Annotated in this window: 31 protein-coding genes; 13 read left to right on the forward strand and 18 right to left on the reverse strand. The window is 75.5% G+C overall.

Annotated elements, in window-relative coordinates:
• Positions 1-33: 33 nt before the first annotated feature.
• From ACWCOM_RS06835 to ACWCOM_RS06845, 3 genes are all read right to left on the reverse strand, one after another.
• Positions 34-858, reverse strand: coding sequence for a glycerophosphodiester phosphodiesterase family protein (locus ACWCOM_RS06835; protein ID WP_454547987.1), 825 nt, complete (start codon positions 856-858; stop codon positions 34-36).
• 10 nt (positions 859-868) lie between these two features.
• Entirely contained in the window at positions 869-1,750 is an 882-nt protein-coding gene (locus tag ACWCOM_RS06840; protein WP_454547988.1) for an HAD family hydrolase, read from the reverse strand.
• Positions 1,751-1,865: 115 nt separating this feature from the next.
• Positions 1,866-2,795, reverse strand: a complete 930-nt coding sequence (locus ACWCOM_RS06845) for a carbohydrate kinase family protein (RefSeq protein ID WP_454547989.1) — start codon at positions 2,793-2,795, stop codon at positions 1,866-1,868.
• Positions 2,796-2,999: 204 nt separating this feature from the next.
• Between ACWCOM_RS06845 and ACWCOM_RS06850 the strand changes: the two genes are divergently transcribed.
• A complete protein-coding gene (locus ACWCOM_RS06850; RefSeq protein WP_454547990.1) occupies positions 3,000-4,451 on the forward strand; it encodes a glyceraldehyde-3-phosphate dehydrogenase in 1,452 nt (483 codons plus the stop codon).
• A 102-nt stretch (positions 4,452-4,553) separates the two neighbouring features.
• Here ACWCOM_RS06850 and ACWCOM_RS06855 read toward each other — a convergent pair whose 3' ends face one another.
• The 4 genes from ACWCOM_RS06855 to fdhD all read right to left on the reverse strand — a co-directional run bounded on the left by ACWCOM_RS06855 (position 4,554) and on the right by fdhD (position 8,687).
• Complete coding sequence (locus ACWCOM_RS06855; RefSeq protein WP_454547991.1) at positions 4,554-5,879, reverse strand: M18 family aminopeptidase; 1,326 nt, start codon at positions 5,877-5,879, stop codon at positions 4,554-4,556.
• 9 nt (positions 5,880-5,888) lie between these two features.
• Complete coding sequence (locus ACWCOM_RS06860; RefSeq protein WP_454547992.1) at positions 5,889-6,986, reverse strand: CPBP family intramembrane glutamic endopeptidase; 1,098 nt, start codon at positions 6,984-6,986, stop codon at positions 5,889-5,891.
• 63 nt (positions 6,987-7,049) lie between these two features.
• A complete protein-coding gene (locus ACWCOM_RS06865; protein WP_454547993.1) occupies positions 7,050-7,784 on the reverse strand; it encodes a glutamine amidotransferase in 735 nt (244 codons plus the stop codon).
• A gap of 39 nt (positions 7,785-7,823) precedes the next feature.
• Entirely contained in the window at positions 7,824-8,687 is an 864-nt protein-coding gene (fdhD, locus tag ACWCOM_RS06870) for a formate dehydrogenase accessory sulfurtransferase FdhD (RefSeq protein ID WP_454547994.1), read from the reverse strand.
• 362 nt (positions 8,688-9,049) lie between these two features.
• Between fdhD and ACWCOM_RS06875 the strand changes: the two genes are divergently transcribed.
• The 6 genes from ACWCOM_RS06875 to ACWCOM_RS06900 all read left to right on the forward strand — a co-directional run bounded on the left by ACWCOM_RS06875 (position 9,050) and on the right by ACWCOM_RS06900 (position 12,712).
• Positions 9,050-9,637 carry an alternate-type signal peptide domain-containing protein gene (locus ACWCOM_RS06875; protein ID WP_454547995.1) on the forward strand — a complete coding sequence of 196 codons (588 nt, stop codon included), beginning with the start codon at positions 9,050-9,052 and terminating at the stop codon, positions 9,635-9,637.
• 85 nt (positions 9,638-9,722) lie between these two features.
• Complete coding sequence (locus tag ACWCOM_RS06880) at positions 9,723-10,190, forward strand: hypothetical protein (RefSeq protein ID WP_454547996.1); 468 nt, start codon at positions 9,723-9,725, stop codon at positions 10,188-10,190.
• A gap of 3 nt (positions 10,191-10,193) precedes the next feature.
• Positions 10,194-10,319 (forward strand): hypothetical protein, encoded by a 126-nt coding sequence (locus tag ACWCOM_RS06885; protein ID WP_454547997.1) that lies wholly within the window; start codon positions 10,194-10,196, stop codon positions 10,317-10,319.
• Between the two features lie 16 nt (positions 10,320-10,335).
• Positions 10,336-11,292, forward strand: a complete 957-nt coding sequence (locus tag ACWCOM_RS06890; protein WP_454547998.1) for a hypothetical protein — start codon at positions 10,336-10,338, stop codon at positions 11,290-11,292.
• A complete protein-coding gene (locus ACWCOM_RS06895; RefSeq protein ID WP_454547999.1) occupies positions 11,289-11,900 on the forward strand; it encodes a signal peptidase I in 612 nt (203 codons plus the stop codon). The genes ACWCOM_RS06890 and ACWCOM_RS06895 overlap by 4 nt, the downstream gene beginning before the upstream one ends.
• A gap of 59 nt (positions 11,901-11,959) precedes the next feature.
• Complete coding sequence (locus ACWCOM_RS06900) at positions 11,960-12,712, forward strand: PIG-L deacetylase family protein (RefSeq protein ID WP_454548000.1); 753 nt, start codon at positions 11,960-11,962, stop codon at positions 12,710-12,712.
• A 24-nt stretch (positions 12,713-12,736) separates the two neighbouring features.
• Here ACWCOM_RS06900 and ACWCOM_RS06905 read toward each other — a convergent pair whose 3' ends face one another.
• The 3 genes from ACWCOM_RS06905 to ACWCOM_RS06915 form a co-directional block, all read right to left on the reverse strand.
• Complete coding sequence (locus ACWCOM_RS06905; RefSeq protein ID WP_454548001.1) at positions 12,737-13,960, reverse strand: MFS transporter; 1,224 nt, start codon at positions 13,958-13,960, stop codon at positions 12,737-12,739.
• Positions 13,953-15,239: a glycosyltransferase family 87 protein gene (locus ACWCOM_RS06910; RefSeq protein WP_454548002.1), complete on the reverse strand. Its 1,287-nt coding sequence runs from the start codon at positions 15,237-15,239 to the stop codon at positions 13,953-13,955. The genes ACWCOM_RS06905 and ACWCOM_RS06910 overlap by 8 nt, the downstream gene beginning before the upstream one ends.
• 247 nt (positions 15,240-15,486) lie before the next feature.
• The gene (locus ACWCOM_RS06915; RefSeq protein ID WP_454548003.1) at positions 15,487-16,284 is read right to left on the reverse strand and encodes an SDR family oxidoreductase; all 798 of its coding nucleotides are present in this window, start codon (positions 16,282-16,284) and stop codon (positions 15,487-15,489) included.
• Between the two features lie 144 nt (positions 16,285-16,428).
• Here ACWCOM_RS06915 and ACWCOM_RS06920 point away from each other — a divergent pair, with 144 nt between their 5' ends.
• Positions 16,429-17,136 (forward strand): hypothetical protein, encoded by a 708-nt coding sequence (locus tag ACWCOM_RS06920; protein ID WP_454548004.1) that lies wholly within the window; start codon positions 16,429-16,431, stop codon positions 17,134-17,136.
• 51 nt (positions 17,137-17,187) lie between these two features.
• Here the strand turns inward: ACWCOM_RS06920 and ACWCOM_RS06925 are convergent, their stop codons facing one another.
• On the reverse strand, positions 17,188-18,117 hold the full coding sequence (locus ACWCOM_RS06925; protein ID WP_454548005.1) for an NADP-dependent oxidoreductase: 930 nt from the start codon (positions 18,115-18,117) through the stop codon (positions 17,188-17,190).
• A gap of 172 nt (positions 18,118-18,289) precedes the next feature.
• On the opposite strand from ACWCOM_RS06925, the gene ACWCOM_RS06930 reads away from it, so the two are divergent.
• Both ACWCOM_RS06930 and ACWCOM_RS06935 read left to right on the forward strand, forming a co-directional pair.
• Positions 18,290-18,736, forward strand: coding sequence for a VOC family protein (locus tag ACWCOM_RS06930; protein WP_454548006.1), 447 nt, complete (start codon positions 18,290-18,292; stop codon positions 18,734-18,736).
• Entirely contained in the window at positions 18,718-19,170 is a 453-nt protein-coding gene (locus ACWCOM_RS06935; protein WP_454548007.1) for a VOC family protein, read from the forward strand. The genes ACWCOM_RS06930 and ACWCOM_RS06935 overlap by 19 nt, the downstream gene beginning before the upstream one ends.
• Positions 19,171-19,232: 62 nt before the next feature.
• Here ACWCOM_RS06935 and ACWCOM_RS06940 read toward each other — a convergent pair whose 3' ends face one another.
• From ACWCOM_RS06940 to moaC, 5 genes are all read right to left on the reverse strand, one after another.
• Positions 19,233-19,691 carry an SRPBCC family protein gene (locus ACWCOM_RS06940; protein ID WP_454548008.1) on the reverse strand — a complete coding sequence of 153 codons (459 nt, stop codon included), beginning with the start codon at positions 19,689-19,691 and terminating at the stop codon, positions 19,233-19,235.
• 113 nt (positions 19,692-19,804) lie between these two features.
• Positions 19,805-20,995 carry a molybdopterin-synthase adenylyltransferase MoeB gene (moeB, locus tag ACWCOM_RS06945; RefSeq protein WP_454548009.1) on the reverse strand — a complete coding sequence of 397 codons (1,191 nt, stop codon included), beginning with the start codon at positions 20,993-20,995 and terminating at the stop codon, positions 19,805-19,807.
• A gap of 5 nt (positions 20,996-21,000) precedes the next feature.
• Positions 21,001-21,453 carry a molybdenum cofactor biosynthesis protein MoaE gene (locus ACWCOM_RS06950; RefSeq protein ID WP_454548010.1) on the reverse strand — a complete coding sequence of 151 codons (453 nt, stop codon included), beginning with the start codon at positions 21,451-21,453 and terminating at the stop codon, positions 21,001-21,003.
• A complete protein-coding gene (locus ACWCOM_RS06955) occupies positions 21,450-22,073 on the reverse strand; it encodes a MogA/MoaB family molybdenum cofactor biosynthesis protein (protein ID WP_454548011.1) in 624 nt (207 codons plus the stop codon). The genes ACWCOM_RS06950 and ACWCOM_RS06955 overlap by 4 nt, the downstream gene beginning before the upstream one ends.
• On the reverse strand, positions 22,070-22,567 hold the full coding sequence (gene moaC / locus ACWCOM_RS06960; RefSeq protein ID WP_454548012.1) for a cyclic pyranopterin monophosphate synthase MoaC: 498 nt from the start codon (positions 22,565-22,567) through the stop codon (positions 22,070-22,072). The genes ACWCOM_RS06955 and moaC overlap by 4 nt, the downstream gene beginning before the upstream one ends.
• Before the next feature lie 156 nt (positions 22,568-22,723).
• Between moaC and ACWCOM_RS06965 the strand changes: the two genes are divergently transcribed.
• Together ACWCOM_RS06965 and ACWCOM_RS06970 are read left to right on the forward strand one after the other, a co-directional pair.
• On the forward strand, positions 22,724-22,849 hold the full coding sequence (locus ACWCOM_RS06965) for a hypothetical protein (RefSeq protein WP_454548013.1): 126 nt from the start codon (positions 22,724-22,726) through the stop codon (positions 22,847-22,849).
• On the forward strand, positions 22,846-23,712 hold the full coding sequence (locus ACWCOM_RS06970; RefSeq protein ID WP_454548014.1) for an alpha/beta fold hydrolase: 867 nt from the start codon (positions 22,846-22,848) through the stop codon (positions 23,710-23,712). The genes ACWCOM_RS06965 and ACWCOM_RS06970 overlap by 4 nt, the downstream gene beginning before the upstream one ends.
• 4 nt (positions 23,713-23,716) lie before the next feature.
• Here the strand turns inward: ACWCOM_RS06970 and ACWCOM_RS06975 are convergent, their stop codons facing one another.
• A complete protein-coding gene (locus tag ACWCOM_RS06975; RefSeq protein WP_454548015.1) occupies positions 23,717-24,100 on the reverse strand; it encodes a hypothetical protein in 384 nt (127 codons plus the stop codon).
• Positions 24,101-24,208: 108 nt separating this feature from the next.
• Positions 24,209-25,438 (reverse strand): molybdopterin molybdotransferase MoeA, encoded by a 1,230-nt coding sequence (locus ACWCOM_RS06980; protein WP_454548016.1) that lies wholly within the window; start codon positions 25,436-25,438, stop codon positions 24,209-24,211.
• A gap of 64 nt (positions 25,439-25,502) precedes the next feature.
• Here ACWCOM_RS06980 and ACWCOM_RS06985 point away from each other — a divergent pair, with 64 nt between their 5' ends.
• The gene (locus ACWCOM_RS06985) at positions 25,503-25,832 is read left to right on the forward strand and encodes a biopolymer transporter Tol (RefSeq protein ID WP_454548017.1); all 330 of its coding nucleotides are present in this window, start codon (positions 25,503-25,505) and stop codon (positions 25,830-25,832) included.
• Positions 25,833-26,100 lie beyond the last annotated feature (268 nt).

Consider the following 26,100-nt stretch of genomic DNA (forward strand, 5'->3'; position numbering starts at 1 on the left):
ACCCTGCCACGCGGGACCCGGACGTGTCATGGCTCACGCCACCGACGGCGGCCACTGCCCCCGCTCGGCCAGCAGCCCGGCGAGGAGGTCGGCGCGGTCGGTGACGATCCCGTCCACGCCCAGCTCCAGCAGCTCGGCCATCTCCGCGGTGTCGTTGACGGTCCACACGTGCACGTCGATGCCGTGCCGGTGGGCGAAGTCCAGGAAGCGCGGGGTGACGAGCTCGAGCTCGGCCCCGCCGCGGAGCCGGTGGCGCCGCGGGATCTGGACGGTGTCGAAGGGCTCGATCCACCGGGCCGCGGCCCGCCGCAGCAGACGCCAGCTCGGCCCGCCCAGCCAGGAGCACACGAGCAGCAGGCGCATCCCGCCCTGGCCGGAGGAGGTGGGCACGGAGCGCCCGGCGAGCGCGCGGAGCCGGCGCAGCGTGCGCCGGCGCCGGCTCTCGGAGAAGGACGTCACCCGCACCCTGTCCACGGCCCCCAGCGCGTGCAGCAGCGGGGGCAGGGCGGTCACCGACGCCTCGTCCTTGACGTCGATGTTGAGCTTCAGCTCCGGGAGCTCGGTCAGCAGGTCGGCGAGCCGCGGGATGCCCCCGGCCCCGGCCACCCGCCGGGAGCGGATCTGCTCCCACGTCAGGCGGGAGACCTCCCCGGCGTCGCCGGTCACGCGCTCGAGCGTGCCGTCGTGGAAGGACAGGACCACGCCGTCGGCGGTCGTGTTCACGTCGGTCTCGATCCACTCGTAGCCGAGGTCGCGCGCCGCGCGGAAGGCGTCGAGGGTATTCTCGGCGCCCTCGCGCGAGAAGCCGCGGTGGGCGAGGGCGGCGGGGGCGCGGCGCCGGGGCGCTGGAGGGGTCACCCTCCCATTGTTACCCCGTGGTAGCGGAATGTCCCGCCCGTGACGCGCCGGGGCGGCGGCCGAGCAGCAGGGCCTCGATCACCTGGGCCACCCCGTCCTCCGCGAACGGCGGGGCCGTGCGGCCCACCGCCCGGGCGACGGCGGGGTGCCCGCTCGCCATCGCGTAGCCGTGGCCGGCCCAGGTCAGCATCTCGAGGTCGTTGGGCATGTCCCCGAAGGCCATGACCTCCTGCGGCAGGATCCCGCGCTCGGCCGCGTACTGCTCCAGGGTGCGGGCCTTCGTCAGCCCGCGCTGGCCCATCTCCACGAGCGGGGAGGCCGCGACCGAGTGCGTGACGGACAGCCGTCCGGCCACCAGGTCGGTGAGCGCGCGGTAGTACTCCTGCGGGTCGGCGGCGTCGAGCTTGGCGAGGAGCTTCACGAGTCCCGTTCCGGCGGGCAGGCGCTCCCGCAGCGGCCCGACCCGCGGGGCGCCGGTCTCCATGCGGTCGGTGCGGGCCCAGCCGTGGTCGGTGTAGACGCCGTCCAGGGTCTCGGCGGCGAACAGCGTGCCGGGGTGGCGTGCGGCCACCTCCGCCATGATCGCGAAGGCCTCGTGCGCGGGGAACAGGCTGGACTCGACCACGACGTCGGCGGTGAGGTCGTAGACCACCGCACCGTTGGAGCAGATCACCACGCCCTGGTGCGCCAGCTGCTCGCGCAGCGGGTCGAGCCAGCGCATGGGCCGGCCCGTCACGAACACCACGTGCAGGCCCGCGTCCTGGGCGGCCCGGATCGCCTCGACGGTGCGCGGGCGGAACCGGAAGTCGTCCCCCAGCACGGTGCCGTCCAGGTCGCTGGCGATCAGCTTGACGGGTGCCGCGTCGCCGGGCACCTGCGGGGCCGGGGTCACGGGAGCGGGCTCACGGCTCCTCGCGGCGCCGGTCCGGCCGCACGCGGGCCGGCGGACGGTGCGCGGTCGGGCACGGGGTCCTCCTGTCGGTCGGGCGCGGACGGATCGGTTCTGCTCAGGAGGAGGGCAGCTCGTCCGCGCGGGGCAGGTCGGCACCGGCGCGCGAGACCGTGACGCCCGCCGCCGAGGCGGCGTAGCGCAGCAGCTCGCCCACCTGCTCCGCGTCGAGGTCGTCGAGCCGCTCGCGGGCCGCGGCCCCGGTGAAGCCGTGGTCGGTGAGCCAGGCCAGCAGCGCGGCCATGAACGAGTCGCCGGCGCCCACGGTGTCCACCACGTCGGCCTGGGCGGCGGGCACCTGCACCCCGCGCGGGCCGGTGGCGCGGGTGAGGGCCCAGGGCCCCAGCGGGCCGCGGGTGACGACGACGAGCTCCGCGCCGGCCCGGAGCCAGGCCGCGGCGCTCTCCTCGACGCCGCGGTGGGGATAGAGCCACAGGAGGTCCTCGTCCGAGGCCTTCACGACGTCGGCGAGGGCCACGAGCTGCTCGGCGCGCGCCCGGGCCCGCGAGGAGTCGGGGATGATGGACGGCCGGCAGTTGGGGTCGTAGGACACGAGCGCGGTGTGCTGGGCCAGCTCCACGGCGTGGCGCACCTTCGAGGCGCCGGGCTCGAGCATCGCGCCGATCGACCCGACGTGCAGCAGGGTGGTGTCCCGGAGCAGCTCGCCCAGCTGCTCGTCGCCGAGGTCCAGGGACCAGTCCAGCTGGAAGTCGTAGGTCGCGGCGCCGTCGTCGCCGATGACGGCCTCGGCCACGGAGGTCGGCCGGGCGTCGGCCTCGAACGGCAGGAGCACGCCGTTGTCCCGCAGGTGGGCCTCGACCTGGGCGCCGTACTCGTCCTCGCCGTAGCGGCCCAGGAACTGCACCCGGTGCCCGAGGCGGGCCAGGCCCACGGCCACGTTCATGGGGCTCCCGCCGGCGTGCGCGCGGGGCTCCTGTCCGCGCTTGGAGACCACGTCCACGAGCGCCTCACCGATCACCGTCAGCATGCCCTCACGGTAGCACCCGCCGTTCCCGCCGCACCGGCGTCCCGGGGGCGTCATGAGGCCCCGCCCCGGGCGCGCGGTGCCCTTAGAATGGGCGGTGGCACCCTGCGCGACCCGCAGCGGCGCGCGCACCCGAGACCGCGCAACGAGGCGCGGCCCGTCACGGCCGGACACGATGACGTCCCCGGCCGAGGAAGAGAGTCATTCTTGAGCACTCCCGAAAGCTGGTCCGACCGCGAGGCCCTCGCCGAGCTCATGGTTCCCCTGGTCGGCCGCCTGCACCGCGAGAACAAGGTCGTGCCGACCGTCTACGGCCGCTCGCTGGTGCACAAGTCCGTCACCCAGATCCTCAAGGCCCACCGCTTCGCCCGCCGCATCGACGGCCAGGAGCTGCCGCTGGAGGACACCACCCGCCTGCTCGAGGTGATGTCCGGGCTCAACCTCGGCACCTGCGCGGTGGACCTCGGCAAGCTGAACCGGCTGGCCCAGGAGTCGGACCAGGACCTCGAGGCGTTCCTGCGCGAGGAGCTCGCCCCGGTCGTGGACCGCAGGGCGCAGAACCTCCCGGAGTCCCAGGACGTGGTCCTCTACGGGTTCGGCCGCATCGGCCGCCTGCTCGCCCGCATCCTGGTGAACCGCAACGACGGCACCGGACTGAACCTGCGCGCCGTCGTGGTGCGTAAGAAGCCCGGCAACGACCTGGTCAAGCGCGCGTCCCTGCTGCGCCGGGACTCGGTGCACGGGAAGTTCGACGGGACCATCCACGTCGACGAGGAGAACAACGTCATCACCGCCAACGGCGTGGCGATCCAGTTCATCTACGCGAGCGACCCGTCCGAGATCGACTACACCGCCTACGGCATCGACAACGCGATCGTCGTGGACAACACGGGCGTGTGGCGCGACGAGGCGGGCCTGTCCAAGCACCTGCAGTCCAAGGGCGTGGCCAAGGTCCTGCTCACGGCGCCGGGCAAGGGCGAGCTGAAGAACATCGTGTGCGGCGTCAACGACGACATGATCACCCCGGAGGACACCATCCTCTCGGCCGCGTCCTGCACCACCAACGCCATCACCCCGGTGGTGAAGGTCCTCAACGACAGGTACGGCATCGCCCAGGGCCACGTCGAGACGGTGCACTCCTACACGAACGACCAGAACCTCATCGACAACTGGCACAAGGGCGACCGCCGCGGCCGCTCCGCCGCCCTGAACATGGTCATCACCGAGACCGGCGCCGCGAAGGCCGTGGCCAAGGCCCTGCCGGAGATGGCCGGGAAGCTGACCGGCAACGCGATCCGCGTGCCCACCCCGGACGTCTCCATGGCCATCCTGAACCTCCAGCTCGAGGAGGCCCCGGAGTCCGAGGCCGCCGTCAACCGGTACCTGCGGGACATCTCGCTGAACTCGTCCCTGCGCAAGCAGATCGACTACACCGACTCCCCGGAGGTCGTCTCCACGGACTTCGTCGGCTCCCGCCGGGCGGGCGTCGTGGACGGCCTGGCCACGATCGTCAACGGCAGCTCGCTGGTGCTCTACGTCTGGTACGACAACGAGTTCGGCTACTCCTGCCAGGTGGTGCGGGTGCTCGCCCGGATGGCCGACATCGCCATGCCGCAGTTCCCGGCCGAGCGGGTCGCGGTGGGCGCGCTGTCCGGCTGATCCCTGCCCGGGCGGTGCCCGGGGAGGAGGGGCCGTGCCGGGTCGGGCACGGCCCCTCCCCGTGTCGGCGGGGCCGTGCCCCGGCGGTGCCGGGAGCCGGTCTCAGGCGGTGAAGAAGGCCCCGGCGACGGCGCCGAGGGCCGCGACGTCGTCCACGTGGCACAGCTCCCGGGCCGAGTGCATGGACAGCAGGCCGATCCCGACGTCGATCGTGCGGATGCCCAGCCGGGCGGCCGTGATGGGGCCGATCGTGGAGCCGCAGGGCACCCGGTTGTTGGAGACGAACTCCTGGTAGCCGACCCCGGCGCGCCCGCACGCCTCGGCCCAGATCCCGGCGCCCACGGCGTCCGTGGCGTAGCGCTGGTCGGCGTTGATCTTCAGCAGCGGCCCCGCTCCCGGGACGGGCCGGTTCACCGGGTCGTGGTGGCCCTGGTAGTTGGGGTGCACCAGGTGCCCGGCGTCGGCGGACAGGCACACGGACCCGGCCAGGGCCCGGCGGTGCTCGGCCGCGGTGCGCCCCAGTCCGTCGGCGACGCGCACCAGCACGTCCTCCAGGAACGGCCCGGCGGCCCCGGAGCGGGTGCCGGAGCCGATCTCCTCGTGGTCGAAGGCGGCGAGCACCGCGATGTGCCGCCCGTCCTCGACGGCCTCGGCCTCGCGCAGCAGGGCGCCGAGCCCGGCGTGCACGGAGGAGAGGTTGTCCAGCCGCCCGGAGGCGAGCAGGGTCCCCCCGTGCCCGAACACGGCGGGCGGCTGGGTGTCCGCCAGCACCACGTCGTAGCCGAGGATCCGCGCCGGGTCCACGGGACCGCCGGCGGCGTGCTCGGCCAGCAGCGCCAGGACGTCGGCGCCCTCCGGGCGTCCCACGCCCCAGATCGGCTGCACGTGCTGCTGCCGGTCCAGCTGCAGCCCCTTGTTGACCTCACGGTCCAGGTGGACGGCCAGCTGCGGGATCCGCGCCACGGGGCCCGTCGCGGTGAGCCGCTCGACCGGTGCGCCGTCCTCGCCGCGCAGCACCAGCCGCCCGGCCAGGCGCAGCTCGCGGTCCAGCCACGAGTTCAGCAGCGGCCCGCCGTAGACCTCCACGCCCGCCTGGTACCAGGTGTGCGCGGTGGTGGTGGGCCGGGGCTTGAGCTTGAAGCCCGGCGAGTCGGTGTGCGCGCCGAGGATCCGGAAGCCGGCCGCCGGGGTGACCTCCGCGGGAGTGGCCCACGCGATGAGGGCCCCGTCGCGCAGCACGTAGCGCCGCCCGCGCACGCCGGTCCCGGTCCAGTCCACGGTCTCGTCGAGCCGGGTGAAACCGCCCTCCTCCAGCCGTGCGGCCGCGGCGTGGGCCGCGTGGAAGGAGCTCGGCGAGTCCAGCACGTAGCGGCCGAGATCCTCGGCGGTGGACAGCGGGTCGGCGGTGGGGGCGGGGCGGGGGTCCATGGCGCCAGTCTACGGAAGGCGCTGCGGCACGGGCCGGGGAGCCCGGCCGGTCCAGTGGCCGGGGCAGGCGGGAGGGCCGGGGCACGCCCACGCGGCGTCCCCGGGACCGCCCCACGCCGGCGCGCCCGGGCCGGGCACGGCCGGGCGCGGCGGGTGCACGGTGCGGGTGACCTCCAGCCCGTGCCGGCGCGCGGAGCGGACCACGAGCCACGCGAAGAGCACCTGCATGGCCGCCGAGAGCGCGAGGGCGAGCCCCGTGGACTCCTGGGCGTCCGGATCCGCCAGGCCGAAGGCCCCGAAGAGCGTGGCCACCACGTTGTTGACCACGTGCAGGGCGATCGCGGCCTCGAGCCCGCCCGTGCGCCAGGTCAGCCACCCGGCGACGACCGCCATGACGGCCACGGCCAGCAGGCCCCAGACGTCGTACAGGTGCCCGAAGGTGAACAGGGGCACCGGCAGGAGGACGGCGAACACGGGCCGGCGCAGCCAGCGGCCGACGGTCTGGAGCAGGTAGCCGCGGAAGACGAGCTCCTCGGCCGCGCACTGCAGCGGCACCACGAGCACGATCATCGCGATCAGCCACCAGAACCCCTCCACCGGCCGGGGCGGGGGCGGTGTCCCGAGGACCGCCAGCTCCAGCAGGAGCGCGGCCGCGTGGCCGAGCGCGTAGACGGCCAGCGCCACGAGCAGGCACCGGCCCAGGAAGCCCCGGCGCAGCCGCCCGGTGACCGACAGCAGCAGCCCGACCGGGCGGGGCCCCATGATCGCCCGGGCCGCCAGCAGCGCGGGGATCATGAGGACCAGGGAGAAGAAGAGCATGAAGAAGACCGCGGGGTCCATCATGTCCAGGGCCGCGGGGTCGAGGGCGAGGTCGTCCAGGGCCTCCTCCCCGCGCACGGCCAGCATGCCGACCGCCCACACGACGCTGAACAGGATCGTCAGCACCAGGTAGAAGGCGCCGAAGAGCAGCAGCTCCACGAGAGGCTTCCACCACCGGTGCGCGGGATCGGCGTGGGCCAGGCGGTGGTACGGCAGGACCCGGGGTGCGGGCTCCGGGCGGTGGTCGTCGAGGGGGCCCGGGCTCCACGGGGCGGCGCGCATGGTCATGCCCCTACGCTATCGGCCCCGGGCGACCCGCGGGCGCGGCAGCCCGGGGCGGCCGCGGCGGGCTCAGCGGGCGTAGCGGTCCACGAACGCCGCGAGGAGCTTCTCCGGCTCGGTCACGGGCGGGCCCCGGCGGATCCGGTCCTTGACCTCCTCGACCCCGTCGGCCGGGAAGTAGCCGTGCTCCTTGTACGCCTCGATCCGGTTGAGCAGGGCGGGGGCGTCGAGCTCGGGGTGGAACTGGGTGGCGTAGAGGTTCCGCCTGATCCGGAACATCTGGACGGGGCACCCCGTGCCGGTGGCCAGCAGCACGGCGGCGGGCGCGAGGGCGCGCGTGCCCTCCTTGTGCCCCACGAACCCGTGGAAGACGTCCGGGAAGTCCCGCAGCAGCGGGTCCTTCCGCCCCTCCTCGGTGAGGGTCACCTCGATGACCCCGATCTCCTCGCCACGGGTGCGGTCCACGATCCCGCCCTGGTGGGTGCCCAGGGTGCCGACGCCGTAGCAGGCGCCCAGGAAGGGGAAGTCCCGGGCGACGACCTCGTCGAGCAGGTCCCGCATCTCCGACTCGGCGCGCCGCTGCGTCTCCGACTTCAGCTCGGGAGGGTCGGAGGAGTTGAACGGGGAGCCGCCGATGATGACCCCGGAGTAGCGCTCGAGGTCGATCGGCGGCATGGGGCCGGCCTCCAGGCGGACCCGGTGGAGCGAGCTCTCCTGCAGACCGCTGAAACGGCGGATCGTCTCGTACTCCTCGTCCGCGACGTCGTCCTCGGCGCGGGTGGCGAGCAGCAGGAAGGGCTTCATGCCCCCATCGTAGTCAGCGCCGGAGGGCTCCCCGCCCGGTCAGGGGACGAGGCGCTCCCGGTGGGCGTAGGCGTTGAAGGAGGTCCCGCGACTGAATCCCAGCAGCGTGATGCCCACCTCGTCCGCGAGGTCGACCGCGAGGGCGGAGGGCGCCGAGACCGCCGCGAGCGCGGGCACACCGGCCATGGAGGCCTTCTGCACGAGCTCGAAGGAGGCACGTCCCGAGACCTGGAGGACGGTGCCGCGCAGGGGCAGCAGGCCCTCCCGCAGCGCCCAGCCCACGACCTTGTCCACGGCGTTGTGCCGCCCGACGTCCTCCCGCACGCACAGCAGCTCCGGCTCGGCCGGGCCGTCTCCGGCCCCGGCGGGGTGTCCGGGCCAGCGGAAGAGCCCGGCGGCGTGCACGCCGCCGGTCGTGGCGAACAGCTTCTGCCCGGTGCGCAGCCGGTCCGGCAGGGTGAGCAGCCCCGGCACGGGGAGCCGGACCGGGTCCGCCGCGGGGTCGAAGGAGGAGACCTTGGTGACGGCCTCGATGGACGCCGTGCCGCAGACCCCGCACGACGACGACGTGTAGACGTGGCGCTGCATGGAGGTGTCCGGCAGGGCGACCCCCGGCGCGAGCCGGACGTCGACCACGTTGTAGGTGCGCTGCCCGTCGGGGCCGACGCCGCTGCGGTAGTCCATCTGCGCGAGCTCCGACGGCGCCCGCACGACGCCCTCGGAGACGAGGAACCCGGCCACGAGGTCGAAGTCGTGGCCCGGGGTGCGCATGGTGACGGTGAAGGAGCTGCCGTGCAGCCGGATCTCCAGGGGCTCCTCCCCGGCGAGGGTGTCCGCGCGGCCGCCCCCGTCGCCCTCGGCCGTGTACCGGTGCACCCGGCGTCGCTGGGATGCTCGGGTCATGGGGTCCTCCGCTCCGGGGCCCTCCGGGTGGGGACCCTCCCCTCGGCATCCTAGGCCCGGGACCGGACCGGCCGGACCGAGCCCATTACCGAGCAGTAACGTCAGGTGAAGTGGGGACAACCGGACTCTGTTCGAATTCATAGACTTTTGTCTAGAGTTGACACGTCAAGGCGATCCGGCGGCGGGCTACCGGCGGATCGCCCGGCGATCCACCGCGGTCCCGCGGACCAGCGCCCTCGGGCGCACCGGGGACGCCGGCCTCCCTGATCCCGGGGCGGGCGCCCCTGCTCCACCGGGGCCCGCGCGGTGCGCACCGCACCCGCGCAGCCCTCCTCCCACTCCTCTTGCACGAAAGCGGAACCATGTCCTCTGCAGCACAGCACCTCCCGTCCGAGTCCCCCGCGCGGGGCGCCCAGAACCGCCGCACCGGCAAGGCCGTCCTGGCCGGCGTCGTGGCCGTCGGCCTCCTGGCCGCCGGCGGCGGCACCTTCTCGAAGTGGTCCGACTCCGAGGCCATCGCCTCCGACGACACGATCGCCACCGGCGAGCTGAGCCTCGCCCTGGAGGAGGGGGTCATCTGGACCGACGGCAACGACAAGGTCATCGACATCAACAAGTACCAGGTCGTCCCGGGCGACACCGTCAAGCTGAAGGTCTCCCCGACCATCCAGGCCGAGGGCGACAATCTCCAGGCCGCCTTCGCCCTGGAGCTGCCGGCGAACCTCAAGTCCGCCATCGGGACGTACCTCGACTACACCCTGCAGGTCGACGGGCTCTCGGACGGGGACGGCGACAAGGTCTACGACGTCACCGAGGCCAACGACGGCAAGCAGGTCGACGTGGTCGCGGCCTTCACCTGGAAGGCCGGCAGCGTCTCGGGCGACCAGGGCCAGAACATCCCGGCCCAGTCCCTGGCGGGCTTCAACCTGGTGCTCGACCAGAGCCTCTGAGCAGCTCCGGGAGTCCCCGGTGCGGCGGCAGCGCCGCACCGGGGACTCCATCCACAGATTCTCCGTCTCACCCCCAGAGGCCCCCGTGACACAGCCCGCCCGCCCCCACCCCTCGGCCGCCGGCCGCGCCTTCGCGGCCACCGCGGCCTCCCTGCTCGCCCTGACGCTGCTCGGCAACAGCATGGGCACGGCCGCCCGGTGGTCCGACGCCGTCCCGCTCGAGACGCAGGCCGTCAGCACCGGAACCCTCGACCTGGTGCTCGAGCCGGCGCGGACGGCCCTCCAGCACACCGACTTCGACCCGGCGACCGGCGCCGTCCGGCGCGCGACCACCGACCTCACCGGGCCGGCGGGCGCCGTACCGGCACTGGCTCCCGGCGACACGGTCGTCGTCACGACCCGCGCACACCTCGACCTGGCGGGCGCCAACCTCACCGCGACCCTCACGGTCGATCCCGGTGTGCCGGCCGGCGGCGCGGTCGTCCCGCGCGTGGAGCTGGCCCCAGCGCCCGGCACGGCGCCCCCGGTCCCGGGCCCCGGACCGTCCGCCTAGACCGTGACCGAGGCCCAGGACGGCGCCGTCTACGACGTCACCGTCTCCTACGACGTCCCCGCCGACCCCTCGGCGCAGGGCACCGCCCTCGCACCGGGCCCGCTGACGCTCGCCCTGACCCAGAACTGAACCCGGGAGCCCCCCTATGAGGAAGTACCGCACCCCCGCGACCTATGCGCTCGCCGTCCTCCTCCTGCTGACCGTCGTCGTGCTCACGACGCCGAACAGCGGCACCCGGGCGCGCTGGTCCGCCGCCGGGCAGGCGGAGGTGCCCGCCCTCACCATGGGCCGGATCGGGTTCGACGTCGCCGTCGACGGCAGCGCGGCGACCCTGACCAACACGTCCGGCTTCGGCGTCCAGTACCGGCCCCGGCAGGTCTCCCTCACCGACACCGCAGGGACGCCCGTGGCACCGCCGGCGGGACTGCGCCTCGCCTACCGCACCGGCACGGACTGCAGCTCCCCCGCGTCGCCCGCCACCTGGAGCGCCGTCGCGCCGGGCGGGTCCGCCGCGGTGGCCGTCCCGGGGACCACCCGGGCGCCCCTGCAGCGGGACCGTCCCGCGGGTGTGTGCCTGACGGTGTCCACGGACGGCGTCGCCGAGGACGCGCTGCGCCCCCTGGCCGGGCGGGCCCTGCAGGTGGTCACCGAGCTGGAGGCCTCCTCCCTCGACAACGGCAGCTGGTCGGCAGCCCGCTCGTGGTCGGTGCCGTGGACGGTGGACCTCCCGCCCTCGGCTCCGAAACCGGAGTATGCGGCGCGGTGCCGGGCGAACGACGGCACGGCGGCGCTGCGCTGGACCTGGAGTGGCGCTGCCGGCACCCCGGCCGTCACGCAGTGGCAGGTCCTGGTCCGCCCGAGCGGCAGCACCGGAGCGCCCACGCCGGTCAAGGTCGTGCTGAACGGGTCCACGAGGGAGATCCGGCTGACTTCCGACGAGGTCCGGGGCCTCCCGGGATACGAGAAGAACCAGGACTACGAGGCCCTCGTCCGGGCCGTCCTCGACCCCGGCACCGGTCGCCACGTGGATAGCGCCTACGCCTGGCGGATCAAGATCGCCGGCGCCAGCAACAACCTCACCTGCGAAGGACTGCCGTCATGACCACCGTGCTCCGCAAGGCCCTCCACCCGCTGCTCGTCGTGCTCCTGACCGCGGTCTCCGCGCTGCTGCTGGCCGTCGTCGTCCTGCCCCTGGTCCTGGGCTGGGTGCCGCTGACGGTGCTCTCCGGCTCGATGGAGCCGACCGTCCCGACCGGCAGCCAGGTCGTCGTCGAACCCCTCGAGGGCGAGGCCGACGCCGCGCGGCTGAGCACCGGCGACGTCGTGACGTTCATGCCCCGGCCCGACGACGACACCCTGGTCACCCACCGGATCGTCTCCGTCGCCGTGGACGGCGAGGGCGCGCGCAGCTTCACGACCCAGGGCGACGCCAACGCCGTCCCGGACCCGGAGCCGGTCACCGCCACCCAGCTGCGCGGCGTGGTGAGGTACCACGTGCCCTGGGTCGGCCACGCCGCCACGCTGCTGGACGCGGAGCAGAAGCGCGGCGGGGTCGTGCTGGTCGCCGCGGCCCTGTTCGGCTACGCCCTGTGGCAGCTCGTCGGCGCGGTCCGCGACCGGGGCGGTCGCGCGGCGGCGGCACCGGTGCCGCCGCAGGCGGCCCGGACGGAGCGGCCGGCCCTGGCGCCCGGCGGGGCCGCGGCGGGCTGAGCGCCGCGGCGGCCCGGCGGGCGTTGCCGGTCCGCGCGGCGCGGGCCATGATGGGCACCATGACCGAGACGCCGCTCACCGCCCTGCCCGAGAACTGGAACCGCGCCCTCGTGGTGGTCGCCCACCCGGACGACATGGAGTTCGGCGCCGCGGCCGCCGTGGCCCGGTGGACCGGCCAGGGCAAGGACGTGGTCTACTGCCTGGTGACCAGCGGGGAGGCCGGGATCGACGGGATGGCCCCGCCGGAGGCGGGCCCGCTGCGGGAGGCCGAGCAGCGGGAGTCCTGCCGGGTGGTGGGCGTGGACGAGGTGGAGTTCCTGCGGCTGCCGGACGGGGTCCTGGAGTACGGGGTGGCGCTGCGCCGCCGGATCGCCGAGGTGGTCCGCCGGCACCGGCCGGACGTGGTGCTCACCAACAACTTCCGCGACACCTGGGACGGCGCCACGAACCTCAACCAGGCCGACCACATCGCGGTGGGCCGCGCCACTCTGGACGCCGCCCGGGACGCCGGGAACCGGTGGATCCACCCGGAGCAGGTCGAGTCGGGGCTGGAACCGTGGCCGGGGGTGGTGGCCGTGTGGGCCGCGGGCTCCCCGCAGGCCCGGCACGCCGTGGACGTCACGGACGACTTCGACACCGGTGTGGCGTCCCTGCGGGCCCACCGGGCGTACCTGGACGGCCTCGGCTGGGCCGACTTCGACCCCGACGCCTTCCTGCGCGGCAACGCGCAGGCCGTGGGCGCACGGGCCGGGGTGCCGCTCGCGAGCTCCTTCGAGGTGTTCCCCCTGCGCTGGGGCGGCACGGACGACTGACGGCTCCCCCGGCCCGGCGCCGGGTCAGGTGCGCTCCGGCTCCCGGAGCACCGCCAGCACGAGCAGGACGGCGACGACGACGAGCGCCGCCACGAACGCGACCGCCCCGGACCAGCCGGCGGCGGTGTAGAAGACCCCGCCGGCCGTGCCCAGCACGGACGAGCCCCCGTAGTAGAAGAGCGTGTAGAGGGACGACGCCTGGGCCCTGCCCGTGCGCGAGCGCACGGGCACCCAGCCCGAGGCCACCGCGTGGGCCGCGAAGAAGCCCGCGGTGAACAGCAGCAGGCCCGCCACGATCACGGGGATCGAGGGGACGAGGGTGGTCAGCAGCCCGGCCAGCATGACCAGTCCGCTGCACACGAGCACCACCCTCCGGCCGTGGGCGGCCGCGAGCCGCCCGGCCGTGCCGGAGGACCACGTGCCGGAGAGGTAGGCCAGGAACAGGAGGCTCACCACGGTCTGGGAGACGCCGAACGGCTCCTCCCCCAGGTGGAAGCCCAGGTAGTTGTAGATCGCCACGAACCCGCCCATGAGCAGGAAGCCCTGCAGGTACAGCACCAGCAGGCCCCGGTCCGCCAGGTTGGCGCCCAGCCGGCGCAGCAGCCCGGACGGCCCGGTGAGCCGGACGGTCTGGCGGACGAAGCCGCGCTGGCGCGGGGCGATCAGGACGAACACGCCGGCGGCGAGCGCGGCGAGCACGCTCACGGTGACCGTGCCGGTCCGCCAGCCGAACGCGTCCCCCACGGGGGCGGCGACGATGCGCCCGGCCAGCCCGCCCAGGCTCGTGCCGGCCACGTAGGTGCCGGCCGCGACGGCCGCGTGCCGGCGGTCGAGCTCCTCCGCGAGATAGGCCATGGCCACGGCGGGGATGCCGCCGAGGGCCACGCCCTCCACGAAGCGCAGGGCCACCACGGTCTCGAAGGTCGGGGCGAAGGGCATCACGAGCCCGAGCGCCGTGGCGGCCACGACCGCCATCACCATGGTCCGCAGCCGGCCCCAGCGGTCGGAGACCACGGACCAGGGCAGGACGCCCACGGCCAGCCCGAAGGTCGCGGCCGAGACGCCCAGGGACGCGCGGGCGGCGTCGATCCCCAGGTCGGCCGCCATGAGCGGCAGGACGCCCTGCACGGAGTAGAGCTGGGCGAACGTGGCGACCCCGGCGCACAGCAGGGCGAGCAGGACCCGGCGGTAGCCCCGGCTGCCGCGGTCGTAGCCGGTCCACGCCCCCGGCGGGACGCGCTCAGCCACGGCCGGGACCGGCCGCCGGGACCCCGGCCCGGAGCCCGGTGACCACCCAGAGGCCGAGCAGCAGGAGCAGCGCGAGGTAGGGCACGGCGGCCACCACGTCGATCACGGGCCCGGGGGCGCCGAGCGGGCGCAGCCAGGCGTCCCAGCGGATCGGCCCCACGTACAGGCCCACGAGGGCGACCGCGCCCAGCGCCGCGGCCGACCGGCGCGGGCCGTCGCGCAGGAACGCGGGCCAGGCCTCCACCCACAGCGCGGTGAGCACGAGCCCCCACCACAGGTGGTGGTGGGACCAGGTGACCGGTGACAGGTAGAGCATGACGAGGGCGTTGACGGCCACCACGGAGAGGACCATCCCGCGCGCGGCGAGGACCCGGATCAGCAGGGCGGCGCCGACCAGCAGCACGAGCAGCAGCCCCCAGCGCAGCAGGGGCTCGGGACCGACGGGAACGCCGAGGTGCAGCAGCACCCCCTGCAGCGAGGTGTTGTCCACGTAGGCGGGGCTGCCCACGCGCTCGTCGCTGACCACGGCCCGGGTCCAGAACACGACCGCGTCCCGCGGCAGGACGAGGAACCCGGCGAGGACGGTCGCGGCGAAGGTGAGGCCCATCGCGAGGATCGGCCGCAGCTGTCCGCGCACCAGGAACACCAGCCCGAAGGCCAGCGGCGTCAGCTTGATCCCGGCGGCCAGCCCGATCCAGAACCCGCGCGGCACCCGGCCGAGCGGACTGTCGTCGCGGGTGCGCAGGAGGTCGTAGAGCACCAGGGCGAGGATCAGCGCGTTGATCTGCCCCAGGCCGACGTTGCGCATCCACGGCCCGGACCACAGCAGCACGGCGGTGCCCGCCGCCACCGCCGTGGCCGGGTCCAGGCGGCTCTGCAGGGGCAGCGGCCGTCCGTGGTCCGCCGCGTGGCGCAGGAGGAGCCACGACAGCCCGGCCGCGCAGCCGATCGTGAACAGCGCGAGGGCGAGCTCGGTGAGCCACTCGGGCAGATAGGCCAGCGGCACGAACAGCAGGGCGGCGAACGGCGGATAGGTGAAGGGCAGCCCCCCGTCGCCGTCCCGGCTCAGGCCCGGGCCGTAGAGCTCGTCGTCGAACCCGTGGCGGTTCACCACGGCCATGCCGCCGAGCCGGTAGACGTCCAGGTCGATGCTGCCGTCGAAGACCAGCCAGACGGAGCGCACCAGCGCGCCCGCCAGCAGCAGCCACACCGTCCCGGTGAGCGGCGCGGAGCGCCGGGGGCGGGACGCCACGGCGGCGGAGGCGGAGGGGACGGTCACCGGGGCCCCGGCTCCCGGGCGGGGGTGCCGGCCGGCGCGCGGGAGGAGCTCCGGCCGACCGCGGCCACGATCCCGTGGCGGTCGGGACCGGTCGCGGTCGTGCTGGCGCGCATGGCGGGACTCCTCGTGCGGCGGGCGGGGCGGTCCCCACTCTAAGCCCGCCGCCCGGGGGGCTCGCACCGTCGCGCACCGGGACCCGCCCGCACGGGCGGGCCGGCCGGCGGAGCGCCGGGCGGTCCCGTCCGGCCTAGCCCCTGCGCCAGTCGTCGCTGGTGAGGTGGGAGCCGGCCTGCGGCCCCATCTGCACCATGCCGCCGTCGACCACCCAGGACGCGCCGGTGACGTAGGCGGAGGCCGGGGAGGCGAGGAAGGCGATGACCGCGGCGATCTCCCGGGCGTCCCCGGGCCGGCCCAGCGGCACGCCGGGACGGCGGGTGCGCCGGGGGTCCTCGTCCTCCTGGCCCGTCATGGGCGTCGCGATCTCCCCCGGAGCCACCGCGTTCGCCGTGATCGCGTGCTCCCCCAGCTCCAGGGCGATGGTCTTCACGAGCCCGCCCAGCCCGTGCTTGGCGGCGTCGTAGGCGCTGGAGCCGACGCGGGGCAGGTGCTCGTGCACGCTGGTCACGGCGATCAGCCGTCCCCCGCGCCCGGCGGCGACCATGTGCCGGGCGGCCGCCTGGAGACAGACGAAGGCCCCGTCCAGGTCGGTGGCCACGACCTGGCGCCAGGTGCCCAGCGGGGTCTCCAGGAACGGGACGCCGGCGCCCGTGCCGGAGTTGTTCACGAACACATCGAGCCCGCCGAGCTGCTCCACGAGGTCGTCCACGACGCCGCCGCAGCCGTCGAGGTCCGCGGTGTCCAGCCGGGCGACCACGGCGCGGCGGCCGTGGGAGCGGACCTCCTCCGCGGTGCGCTCGGCACCGGCCTCGTCCTGGTGCCAGGTGATGCCGACGTCCATCCCGGCCGCGGCCAGAGCGACGGCCGTCGCGCGGCCGATCCCGGAGTCCGAGCCGGTCACGATGGCGGTGCGAGGGGTGAAGTCCATGGTCGTGCCTCTCCGCCCGCCGCCGGCGGGCCGCTCTCGAGGTGGTGCCGGAACCGTCAGGCTACTCCCGCTGCCGGGCGGCGGCACCGGTTCCACCGGGTCCGCGGCGCTCGGTTGCGCGCCCCGGACGTTCGGAGGAACCTGTTGACCCAGCTGATGGCCCGAGGTGAGGAGAGCGCCATGGTGCACCAGGAACCGGCAGGGGCGTCCGTCCCCGAGGGCCCCGGGCGGAGCGCCCCGGACGGTGCGGGCGCCACGACCCCCCGGGCGCGCCGCCACGAGGTGGTCGCCGCGCAGAAGCAGGAGTACGGGGGCGTGAAGCTCGGCTGCGCGTTCTTCGGCTGGATGACCGCCACCGGCGTCGCCGTGCTGCTCACCGCCCTGCTCACCGGGATCGGGGCGGGCATCGGCGTGGCGACCAGCACCGACCCGGCAGAGATCGCGGACCAGGTGGGGCAGAACGCCGGCGCCGTGGGGATCGTCAGCGGCATCGTCCTGGCCCTGATCCTGTTCGTCGCCTACTTCGCCGGCGGCTACGTGGCGGGGCGGATGGCGCGCTTCGACGGCGCCAGGCAGGGCGTGGCCGTGTGGGTCTGGGCCGTCGTCGTCGCGGTCGTGCTCGCCGTCCTGGGCGCCGCGGCCGGCGAGCGGTTCGACGTCCTGCGTGACGTCAACGGCTTCCCGCGCATCCCGATCGGCGAGGGCGCCCTGAGCACCGGGGGCGTGATCGCCCTGGTCGCGGCCGTGGTCGTCCCGCTGGTCGCCGCGATCCTCGGCGGGCTGGCCGGGATGCGCTTCCACCGCAGGGTCGACCAGGCGGGGATCGACCACCAGTACCGCTCCGGCCGCTGAGGCCCCGAGCGTCCGGGCCGCCGGGGTCCGGGTCGAGGCGCGGTCCCGCGGTCAGAAGCGCAGGACCAGCCGCCCCCGGACGCCGCCGGCCTCGAGCCGGCGGTGGGCCTCGGCGGCCTCCGCGGCGGGCAGGACGTCGGCCACGCGCAGCGTCAGCACCCCCTCCTCCACCCAGCGGCGCAGGAGCTCGAGCTTGTGCCCGGACCGGTGCTCGCGCGGCGCGCTGATCCGGTGCACGGTGATGCCCCGGCCCGGGTCCCCGTCCCAGTTCCGGACGGTCGCGAAGCGGCCGCCGTCCCGCACCGCGGGAGCGGCCCTCTCGTTCAGCACGGCGGCGTCCACCAGTGCGTCCACCCCCTCCGGGAAGAACTCCCGGATCCGCTCCGCCACGTCGTCGCCGCGGGCCACCACGTGGTCGGCGCCGAGGCTCTCCACCAGCTCCAGGTCCTGGTCGGCGGCGTCCGCCACCACGGTGAGGCCCTGGTGCTCGGCCAGCTCCACCACGTAGTTGCCCAGGGTGCCGGCGGCCCCAGTGACGGCGAGCGTCTGCTCGGGTTGGAGGCGGAGCTCCTCGAGGACCTGCAGGGCCGTCAGCCCGTTCATCGGCAGGGTCGAGGCCGCGGCGAAGTCCGTGTTCGCCGGGATCCGGGCGATCGAGTCGTCCGGGGCGACCAGCAGCTCCGCGTAGGCGCCCCCGTGCTCACCGCGGGGCAGGGCGATCGCCATCACGGCGTCCCCCACCCGCCAGGCGCTGCCCTCACCGACCTCGTCGACGGTCCCGGCCGCGTCCATACCCGGCACGTACGGCGGGCGCCGCCCGCCCAGCTCCTGCCCCCCGGCGCGCAGGAGTGTGTCCGTGGGGCTGACGGCCGCCGCCCGCACCCGGATCCGGACCTCCCCGGGACCCGGGTGCGGATCCGGCACCTCGTGGACGGCGAGGGCCTCCGGCCCTCCGAACGACACGACTCCGATGACCAGCATGACCGTTCCAACGGCGCAGGTCCGGCACCCATTCCGGGGCCGCTCCGACACCGTGCCGTTGCCGGGGCGTTGCCACGGCGACATGCGCGCCGATCTCCCGTCACACGGTTGCAGCGGCACACACCCGGGACCATCCTGGACCCGAGCTCTGCCGCACTCTGGAGGAGACGTCATGATCACGGCCGACTTCGTCGCCCTTCCCGTCGCAGACCTGGACCGGGCGAGGCGGTTCTACTCCCGTCTCGGCTGGGAGCTGGACCCCCCGAGCCCGAACGTCCCGGAGGGCGCCACGATGCTGGTGCGGGGCGCGGCGCACGTCATGGTCCTCAGCGAGGACCGGCACCGGTGCCCGGTGGGCCCGGAGTCGCCCGGCACCGCGGCCGACTCCTCGGTCGTCACCGCGATCGACGTGGGCTCCCCCGCGGAGGTCGACGCCGTCGTCGAGCGGGCCGTCCGCGCCGGTGCCACGGAAGGCGAGACCATGGACTACGGCTTCCTGCGCTCGCGGGGCTTCCAGGCCCCGGACGGGCACCACTGGGAGGTCCTGTGGGTGGACCCGGCGCCGGTGCCGGCCCGGGCCGGCGGGGCGGGTGAGCACTCGTGGCGCCCGCCGTCCTGATCCACCTGCCGGTGGTCGACCTCGCGGCGTCCCGCAGCTTCTACACCGCGCTGGGCTGGACCGCCCACCCCGGGTTCTCCGACCGGCACGCCGTGACCGTCGTGGCCGGCGAGGACCTGTGGGTCGTGCTCCTCGACCACCTGACGTTCCGCGGCCGCGCGGACAAGGACGTCACGGACACCAGGCGCTGCGCCGCGGTCATCGCCTCCGTGACCGTGGCGAGCCCGGGAGAGGTGGACGCGCTCGTGGTCCGCGCGGTGGCCGCCGGCGCCGCGGAGGGCCGCCCCCAGGACCGGGACTTCCTGCGCTCGCGCAGCTTCCAGGACCCCGACGGGCACCTCTGGGAGATCGTGTGGATGGACCCGCTGGCCGGCTCCGGGGACTGGACGGCGGTGCAGCAGAAGCGGCCCCTGGAGGGCTCCGGGCACGCCTGAGCGGCACCGGACGCACGCCGCCCCCGGCAGCGGTGCGGCCGGGGGCACTGTGCGTCAGCCGGTCACTTCTCCGAGACGGCCGCCGCGAGCCGCTCGAGGGAGTTCTCCAGGGCGCCCTCCTCGAAGAGCGGGAAGGACACGGCCTTCCTGGCCTCGGGGCTCGCGTGCTCCCAGGAGTACGTCTCGGTGACCAGGGTGGCGCCCGGGCCCTGGGGCTCGAGCTCCCAGATCCACTCCCAGCCCTCGAGCTCCGCGCCCTGCGGCTTCGGCCGCCAGGCCAGGAGCTTGTTCTCGTCGAAGCCCGAGACGGTGTTCTCCATGACGTAGTCGCCGCCCATGTGCTCACCGTTCATGTTCATCACGAACACCTGGCCGACCCGCTGGATGCGCTGGTCGTCGCCGGAGACCACGGTGCCGGAGCCGTCGATCTGCTGGTGCCGGGACGGAAGGCTGAGGACGTCGAAGATGGCGTCGGCGGGGGCGTCGATGAGGCGGCTGGCGGAGATGCTGTTCTCGGACATGCGGGGAATCCTTTCGTCGGTACGGTACGGCCCCACCGTAGGCACGTGCGGGGGCGGACCCGCCAGCGGATTCCGCTCCGCGCGTACCCGGGCCGGCCGGGCGCTCCGGACGGTCAGTAGGGCCGCTGGGCGGGATCCACCTGCTCGATCCAGGCCAGCACCCCGCCCTCCAGGTGCGCGGCGTCCGTGTGCCCGGCCGCCCGCAGCAGCCGCAGGGCCCGCTCGGAGCGCGCCCCGGCCTTGCAGTGCAGCAGCACCCGGTGGGCGGGGTCGATCTGCGCGAGGGCCTCGCCGGACTCGAAGCCGGCCAGGGGGAGCAGACGCGCCCCCGGGATGGCCGCGAGACGGGCCTCGTAGGGCTCGCGCACGTCGATGAGCTCGAACTGCGCCTCGCCGCGCTCCCGGGCCGCGAGCAGCTCCGCGAGCCGGGGCGCCGTGACCGTGGGCAGCTCCTCGGCCGGCTCCTTCCCCGGCGGCCGCGCCGGGGCGGGCGCCGCGCAGGAGGGCTCCCCGGCGTCGTCCTGCAGGGCGCGCACGGGCGGGCGCCCCGGCGTGGGCGCCAGCGGGATCTCCCACCAGCGCGCGGACAGGGCGTCGTAGGTGGCCACCCGGCCCAGCATGGTGGTGCCGACCCCGGTGACCAGCTTGACGGCCTCGACCGCCATGGCGGTCCCCAGCAGGCCCGGCAGCACACCGAGCACCCCCGCCTCGGCGCAGTCGGGCACGCTGCCCGGCGCCGGCGGCACCGGGTAGAGGTCCCGGTAGGTCGGCCCGTGCGCGCCCCAGAAGACCGAGTACTGGCCGTCGAAGCGCAGGATGGAGCCCCACACGTGCGGGACGCCGCCGAGCTCGCACGCGTCCGAGACGAGATAGCGGGTCCCGAAGTTGTCCGAGCCGTCCAGCACGAGGTCGTAGCCGGCCAGGACCCGCCGCGCGTTCGCCGCCGTGAGCCGCTCGCGGTGCTCCACCACGCGCACCAGCGGGTTGAGGTCGGCGATCCGCGCCGCGGCCGAGGTCGTCTTGGGCACCCCCAGGACGGCCTCCCCGTGGATCACCTGGCGCTGCAGGTTGGAGGACTCCACCACGTCGTCGTCGACGACCCCGAGGGTCCCCACGCCCGCGGCCGCGAGGTAGAGCAGCGCCGGGGAGCCCAGTCCGCCCGCGCCCACGCACAGCACCCGGGCGTTCTTCAGCCGCCGCTGGCCCTCCTCCCCGATCTCGGGGACGGTGAGGTGCCGGGCGTAGCGGCGCAGCTCGGCGTCGGTGAGCGCGGGGGCGGGGTCGACGAGCGGGGGCAGCTCCACGGCGCTCAGGCGTCCAGTCCGACCCACTCGGTGGAGCCGTCGGCGAAGGACTGCTCCTTCCAGATGGGCACCTCGGCCTTGATCCGGTCGACGAGCGCGTCACAGGCGGCGAACGCGAGCTTGCGGTGGGCGGCGCCGACGGCGGCCTCCAGGGCGGAGTCCCCGACCTCCAGGTGGCCGATCCGGTGGGCCGCCCAGATCCGGGTGCCCGGGAACTGCTCGGCGACCGCCCGGGCCACGTCCTTGACCGCCCGGTCGGCGCCGGGGTGGCAGGTGTAGTCCAGGCTCGTGACGGAGCGTCCGCCGTCGTGGTCGCGGATCACGCCGCTGAAGGAGACCACGGCACCGGTGCGCTCGTCCTGCACGGCCGAGACCGCCTGTCCGTGGTCCAGCGGCTCGTCCGTCACGAACGCGGCGACGACGGCGGTGTCCGCCTGGATGGGTCCGGGAGTGCTCATCGGTCGTTCTCCTCGCGCGGTTCGGGCTCCTGCGGGGCGGGTCCCCGCGGTGGCGGGGCCTGCGGCCCCGGAGCCTGCTGATCGGGGTCCTGCGGGTCGGCGGCGGGGTGCCGGGGCCCGGGGCCGGTGTGCCCGCGGTCGCGGTGGCCCTCGAGCTGGTCGCAGACGTGGTCGAGCAGGGGCTCGAGCACCTTCAGCCCGTCCCACACCCCGCCGGTGGAGCCGGGAAGGTTGACGACGAAGGTGTGCCCGCTGACGCCGGCGTGCCCGCGGCTGAGCACCGCCAGGGGCGTGGTCCTCCGGCCCTCCGCCCACAGTGCCTCCATGATCCCCGGCAGCTCCCGGTCGAGGAAGGGGCGGGTGACCTCCGGGGTCAGGTCGTCGGGGGACAGGCCGGTGCCGCCGGTGGTCACCACGACACGGGGCCGGTCCTCCGGCGCCCGCGCCACGAGCAGGCGCTCGAGCTGGGCGCGGACGTCCTCACCGTCGGCCACCACGAACGGGCCCTCCACGGTGAAGCCGTGGGAGCCGAACCAGTCCGCGGCGATCCGCCCGCTCCGGTCCCGGTAGACCCCGGCGGCCGCCCGGGTGGAGGCGACGATGACGGCGGCGCTCCTCATGCGCGGTCACCGCCGTCCCGCGACCAGTCCCCCGACTTCCCGCCGGACTTGGCGAGCACCCTGACCCGGTCGATCTCGGCGAGCTTGTCCACGGCCTTGATCATGTCGTAGAGCGTCAGGGCGGCCACCGACGCCGCGGTCAGCGCCTCCATCTCCACGCCGGTCACCCCGCGGGTGCGCACGGTGGCGGTGATCCGCACGCCGTCGGCCAGCCGCTCGAAGTCCACCTCCACCTTGCTGATCGGCAGGGGGTGGCACAGCGGGACGAGCTCCGGGGTCCGCTTGGCCGCCATGATCCCCGCGACCCGGGCCACCGGAAGGGCGTCGCCCTTCGGGAGGTCGGCGGCGAAGACCTGCTCGACGACGTCGGGCCGGGTGCGCAGCGTGGCCGTCGCGGTGGCCTCGCGGGTGGTGACGTCCTTGTGCGAGACGTCCACCATGTGCGCGGAGCCGTCCGCCCGGACATGCGTGAGGCCCTGCTGCTGGTCGGTCATGTCGGTGCGGTCCCTTCGGGTCTCCGGTCGGTGCGTCCTCCTATTCTGGCCCACGCCCTGTCCGGCGCCGGGCCTGGTTGCCGGTCGGGCGCGGTGCTAGCGTGGCCGCACGCCCTCCCGCGCCGCCGAGGCCGCCGACCCGCGAAGGAGCACCCGATGACGGACGAGCACGCCGCCGGCGTCGAGGACCCGCCGGTGCGCCCCCGCGGGGAGCCGTTGCGCGGCGCCGGACGCGGCGGAGCGGCGCACCCCGGTGCCGCCGGCGCGGCGGACCCCGGATGACCGAGCGGGTGGACGACGGCACCGTCCGGCCGGACGGGACGGAGCGGCTCGCCCGGTGCCCGTCGGCGGGCCTGCTGCTCGACGTCCGCGACGAGGGGCCCGTCGACGGCGCCCCGGTGCTGCTGCTGCACGGCTTCCCCCAGGACCGCACGAGCTGGGACCGTCTCGCGCCCGCGCTGCACGCCGCCGGCCTGCGCACCCTCGCCCCCGACCAGCGCGGCTACTCGCCCGGGGCGCGGCCGCGCGGTCGCGGGGCCTACCGGCTGGAGCTGCTCGTCGAGGACGCCGTGGCGGTGCTCGACGCCGCCGGGGTGGCGCGCGCGCACGTGCTCGGCCACGACTGGGGCGGGATCGTGGCGTGGGCCCTGGCGGCGCACCGGCCCGAGCGGACGGCGTCCCTCACGGTGGCCTCGGTGCCCCATCCCCGGGCACTGTCCCGGTCCCTGCTCCGCTCGGGGCAGGCGCTGCGCTCCGCCTACGTGGCCGCCTTCCAGCTGCCCCGGCTCCCGGAGACCGTGCTGGGCCCGCGGCTCGGGGACCTGCTGCGCCGCTCCGGCCTGCCCGCCGCGGAGGCCGCCCGCTACGCCTCCCGGATGCAGCAGCCGGGGGCCCTGACCGCGGCCCTGGACTGGTACCGCGCCGTGCCGCTGTCCCGGCTGCGCCCGGGGACGGTCGACGTCCCGACCACCTACGCCTGGGGCAACCGGGATCCCGCCCTGGGCCGCCGGGCCGCGGAGCTGACCGCCGAGCACGTGCGCGGCCCGTACCGGTTCGTGGAGCTGGACGCCGGGCACTGGCTGCCCGAGACCCGCCCGGAGCAGCTGGCGGCGCTCGTCGTCGCGCGTGCCGGCGGGGCCGGGTAGCCGCTCAGCGGCGGGACGGCTCCTCGTCCGCGGGGGTGCCGCGCCGCCGGCCGGGAGTCCCGGCGATCCGCAGCGCGGCCTCGACCGCCACGAGCGCGAACGCGGCGTAGTAGACCCACACCGAGGGGTACAGCTGCGGGACGGTGCCGTTCCAGCCCACCAGGCTGAGCACGAACAGGAGCGCGCCGGCCACGAGCAGCACGAGGTGCGTGGTGCCGAAGGCGCCCTCCGTCCCCCGCCGGGCGAGGAAGATCGCCAGGACGGCGAAGAAGATGGGGAACAGCATCTGGCCCACCACGGTGATCGCGTTCTGGTGGTACGCGTAGCGGCCGAGCGCCTGGATCACGGCGGTGGCGGCGAGCAGCAGGGGCGCGGGCAGGGACGTCATGGGGGCCTGTTCTGTAGCGGTCGTCGCCGCGGTCCCGGTCCCGGACCGGGGCCCGCGGCGAGGGGCGCGGACCAGTCTAGTCAGCGGGGCGGACGGGCCCGGCCACCGTCAGTCGAGCTCGAGCAGCTCCACGGGAGCGCCCGCCGGCAGCTCCGCGTCCCCCGGCGGCAGCAGGGCGAGGGCGTTGGCCCGGGCCGCGGCGGCCAGCAGGTGGGAGCCGGGACCGCCGGCCATCCGCACCTCCGTGCCGTCCCACACGCCCCGGCGGACCTGGGTCCGGCCGGGCAGCGGGCGGACGGCCTCCGCGAGCCGCGCCGTGCGGAGCGGGCGGGGGACGGGGGCGCCGACGACCTCGGTCAGGGCCGGGCGCAGGAACATCTCGAAGGACACCAGCGTGCTCACGGGGTTGCCGGGCAGGCACACGAAGGGCACCCCGTCCCGGTGGGCGAGCCCCTGCGGCCCGCCCGGCTGCATCGCCACGTGCACGAACGCGCCGTGGGGCCCGAGCACCTGGCGGACGACCTCGTAGGCGCCCTCGCTGACGCCGCCGGAGGAGACGAAGAGGTCGGGCCCCCGGGCGGCGTCGGCGGCCAGCCGCGCGGCGAAGGCCCCGGGGTCGTCGGGGACGAGGTGGGCGGCGAGGACCTCCACGCCCGCCTCCGTCAGCTGGGCGCCCAGGATCGCCGCGTTCGCGTCGAAGATCTGGGCGGGCCCGCGCGCGGTCCCGGGGGCCACGACCTCGTCCCCCGTCGTGTAGACCACGGCCCGGGGCCGGGACCGCACGCGCAGCGCGGCGCACCCCAGGGCGGCGGCGAGACCGATCCGGGCGGGCGTGAGCCGCTGCCCGGCCGACAGGGCGGTGGCGCCCTGGGCCAGGTCCTCGCCCGCCCGGCGCACGAACCGTCCCGCCGGCTGGCCGGCCGGCACGCGGAGCACGCTCCCCGGGGGCGGGAATCCGCCCGGGAGCGTCTCCTCGACCGGGACCACGGCGTCCGCCCCGGGCGGCAGCGGCGCCCCGGTCATGACCGGGGCGGCCTCCCCGGGCGCCAGGGGCCCCGGGACGTGGCCCGCCGGGACGGGGGCGACGACGACGAGCCGCGCGTCCTCCTCCCCCGGTGCCCGCCGGGTGTCGGCGGCGCGCACCGCGAAGCCGTCCATCTGGGAGTTGTCGAAGGGCTGCAGGGCCAGGGGCGCCACGAGGTCCTCGGCCAGGACCCGGCCCGTGGCCTGTCCCAGGGGGACCGTCTCCACGCGGGGGCGGATTCCGCGCAGGGCCTCGGTGACCGCACGGCGGTGCTCGTCGACGCTGCGGACCGGGTGCTCGGCGTGCCTGCTCATGCCCCCAGCGTAGGGGCCCGCCGCGCGGCCCACGGAGACGGGCGGACCTGGCAGGATCGGGGACATGGCACAGCGGGAGGTGGAGCACACGCCGGACGGGCGGTGGATCGTGGTGGACGGACGGCGCTGGCGGCGGCAGGACCCGGCGCTGCCGGAGGACGTCGCGGCCCGGCTCAGGTCCCACCTGGGGCGCGCCCGCGCGGCGGTGCGCACCACGCGGCGGGAGGGCTCGGAGGACGAGCTGCGGGCCGTGCGGGACCGGGTCGGGCTGGCGAAGCGCGGTCTGGGCGAACGGGGCACGCCCTGGTGGGAGCAGAGCCCGGCCGAACGGGAGGCCCGCTGGACGGAGGCCCTCGCCCGGCTGGACGAGCAGGCCCCGCCGGAGCCGGCCTGACGCCGACCGGGACGTGCCGGGCACACGGCGGGCACCCGGCGCGGACCGCCGGCGGAGGACCCGGCCGGGGCACGGCACGTCCCCGGCGGGGTGGGGACTGACTACACTGGGCGGACCATCCCGGCACGCCGAGCACCGTGCGGGCCGGACGCGACCATCGAGGCGGTGTCATGAGCGTTTCCCTGGGCATCCCGCAGCTGCGCAGCACCGGGCCCGCCCCCAGCCCCGCCCCACCCGCAGCCGGACTGCTGGACCGGCACGGGCGGCG

The sequence above is a fragment of the Kocuria sp. KH4 genome (assembly GCF_053711175.1).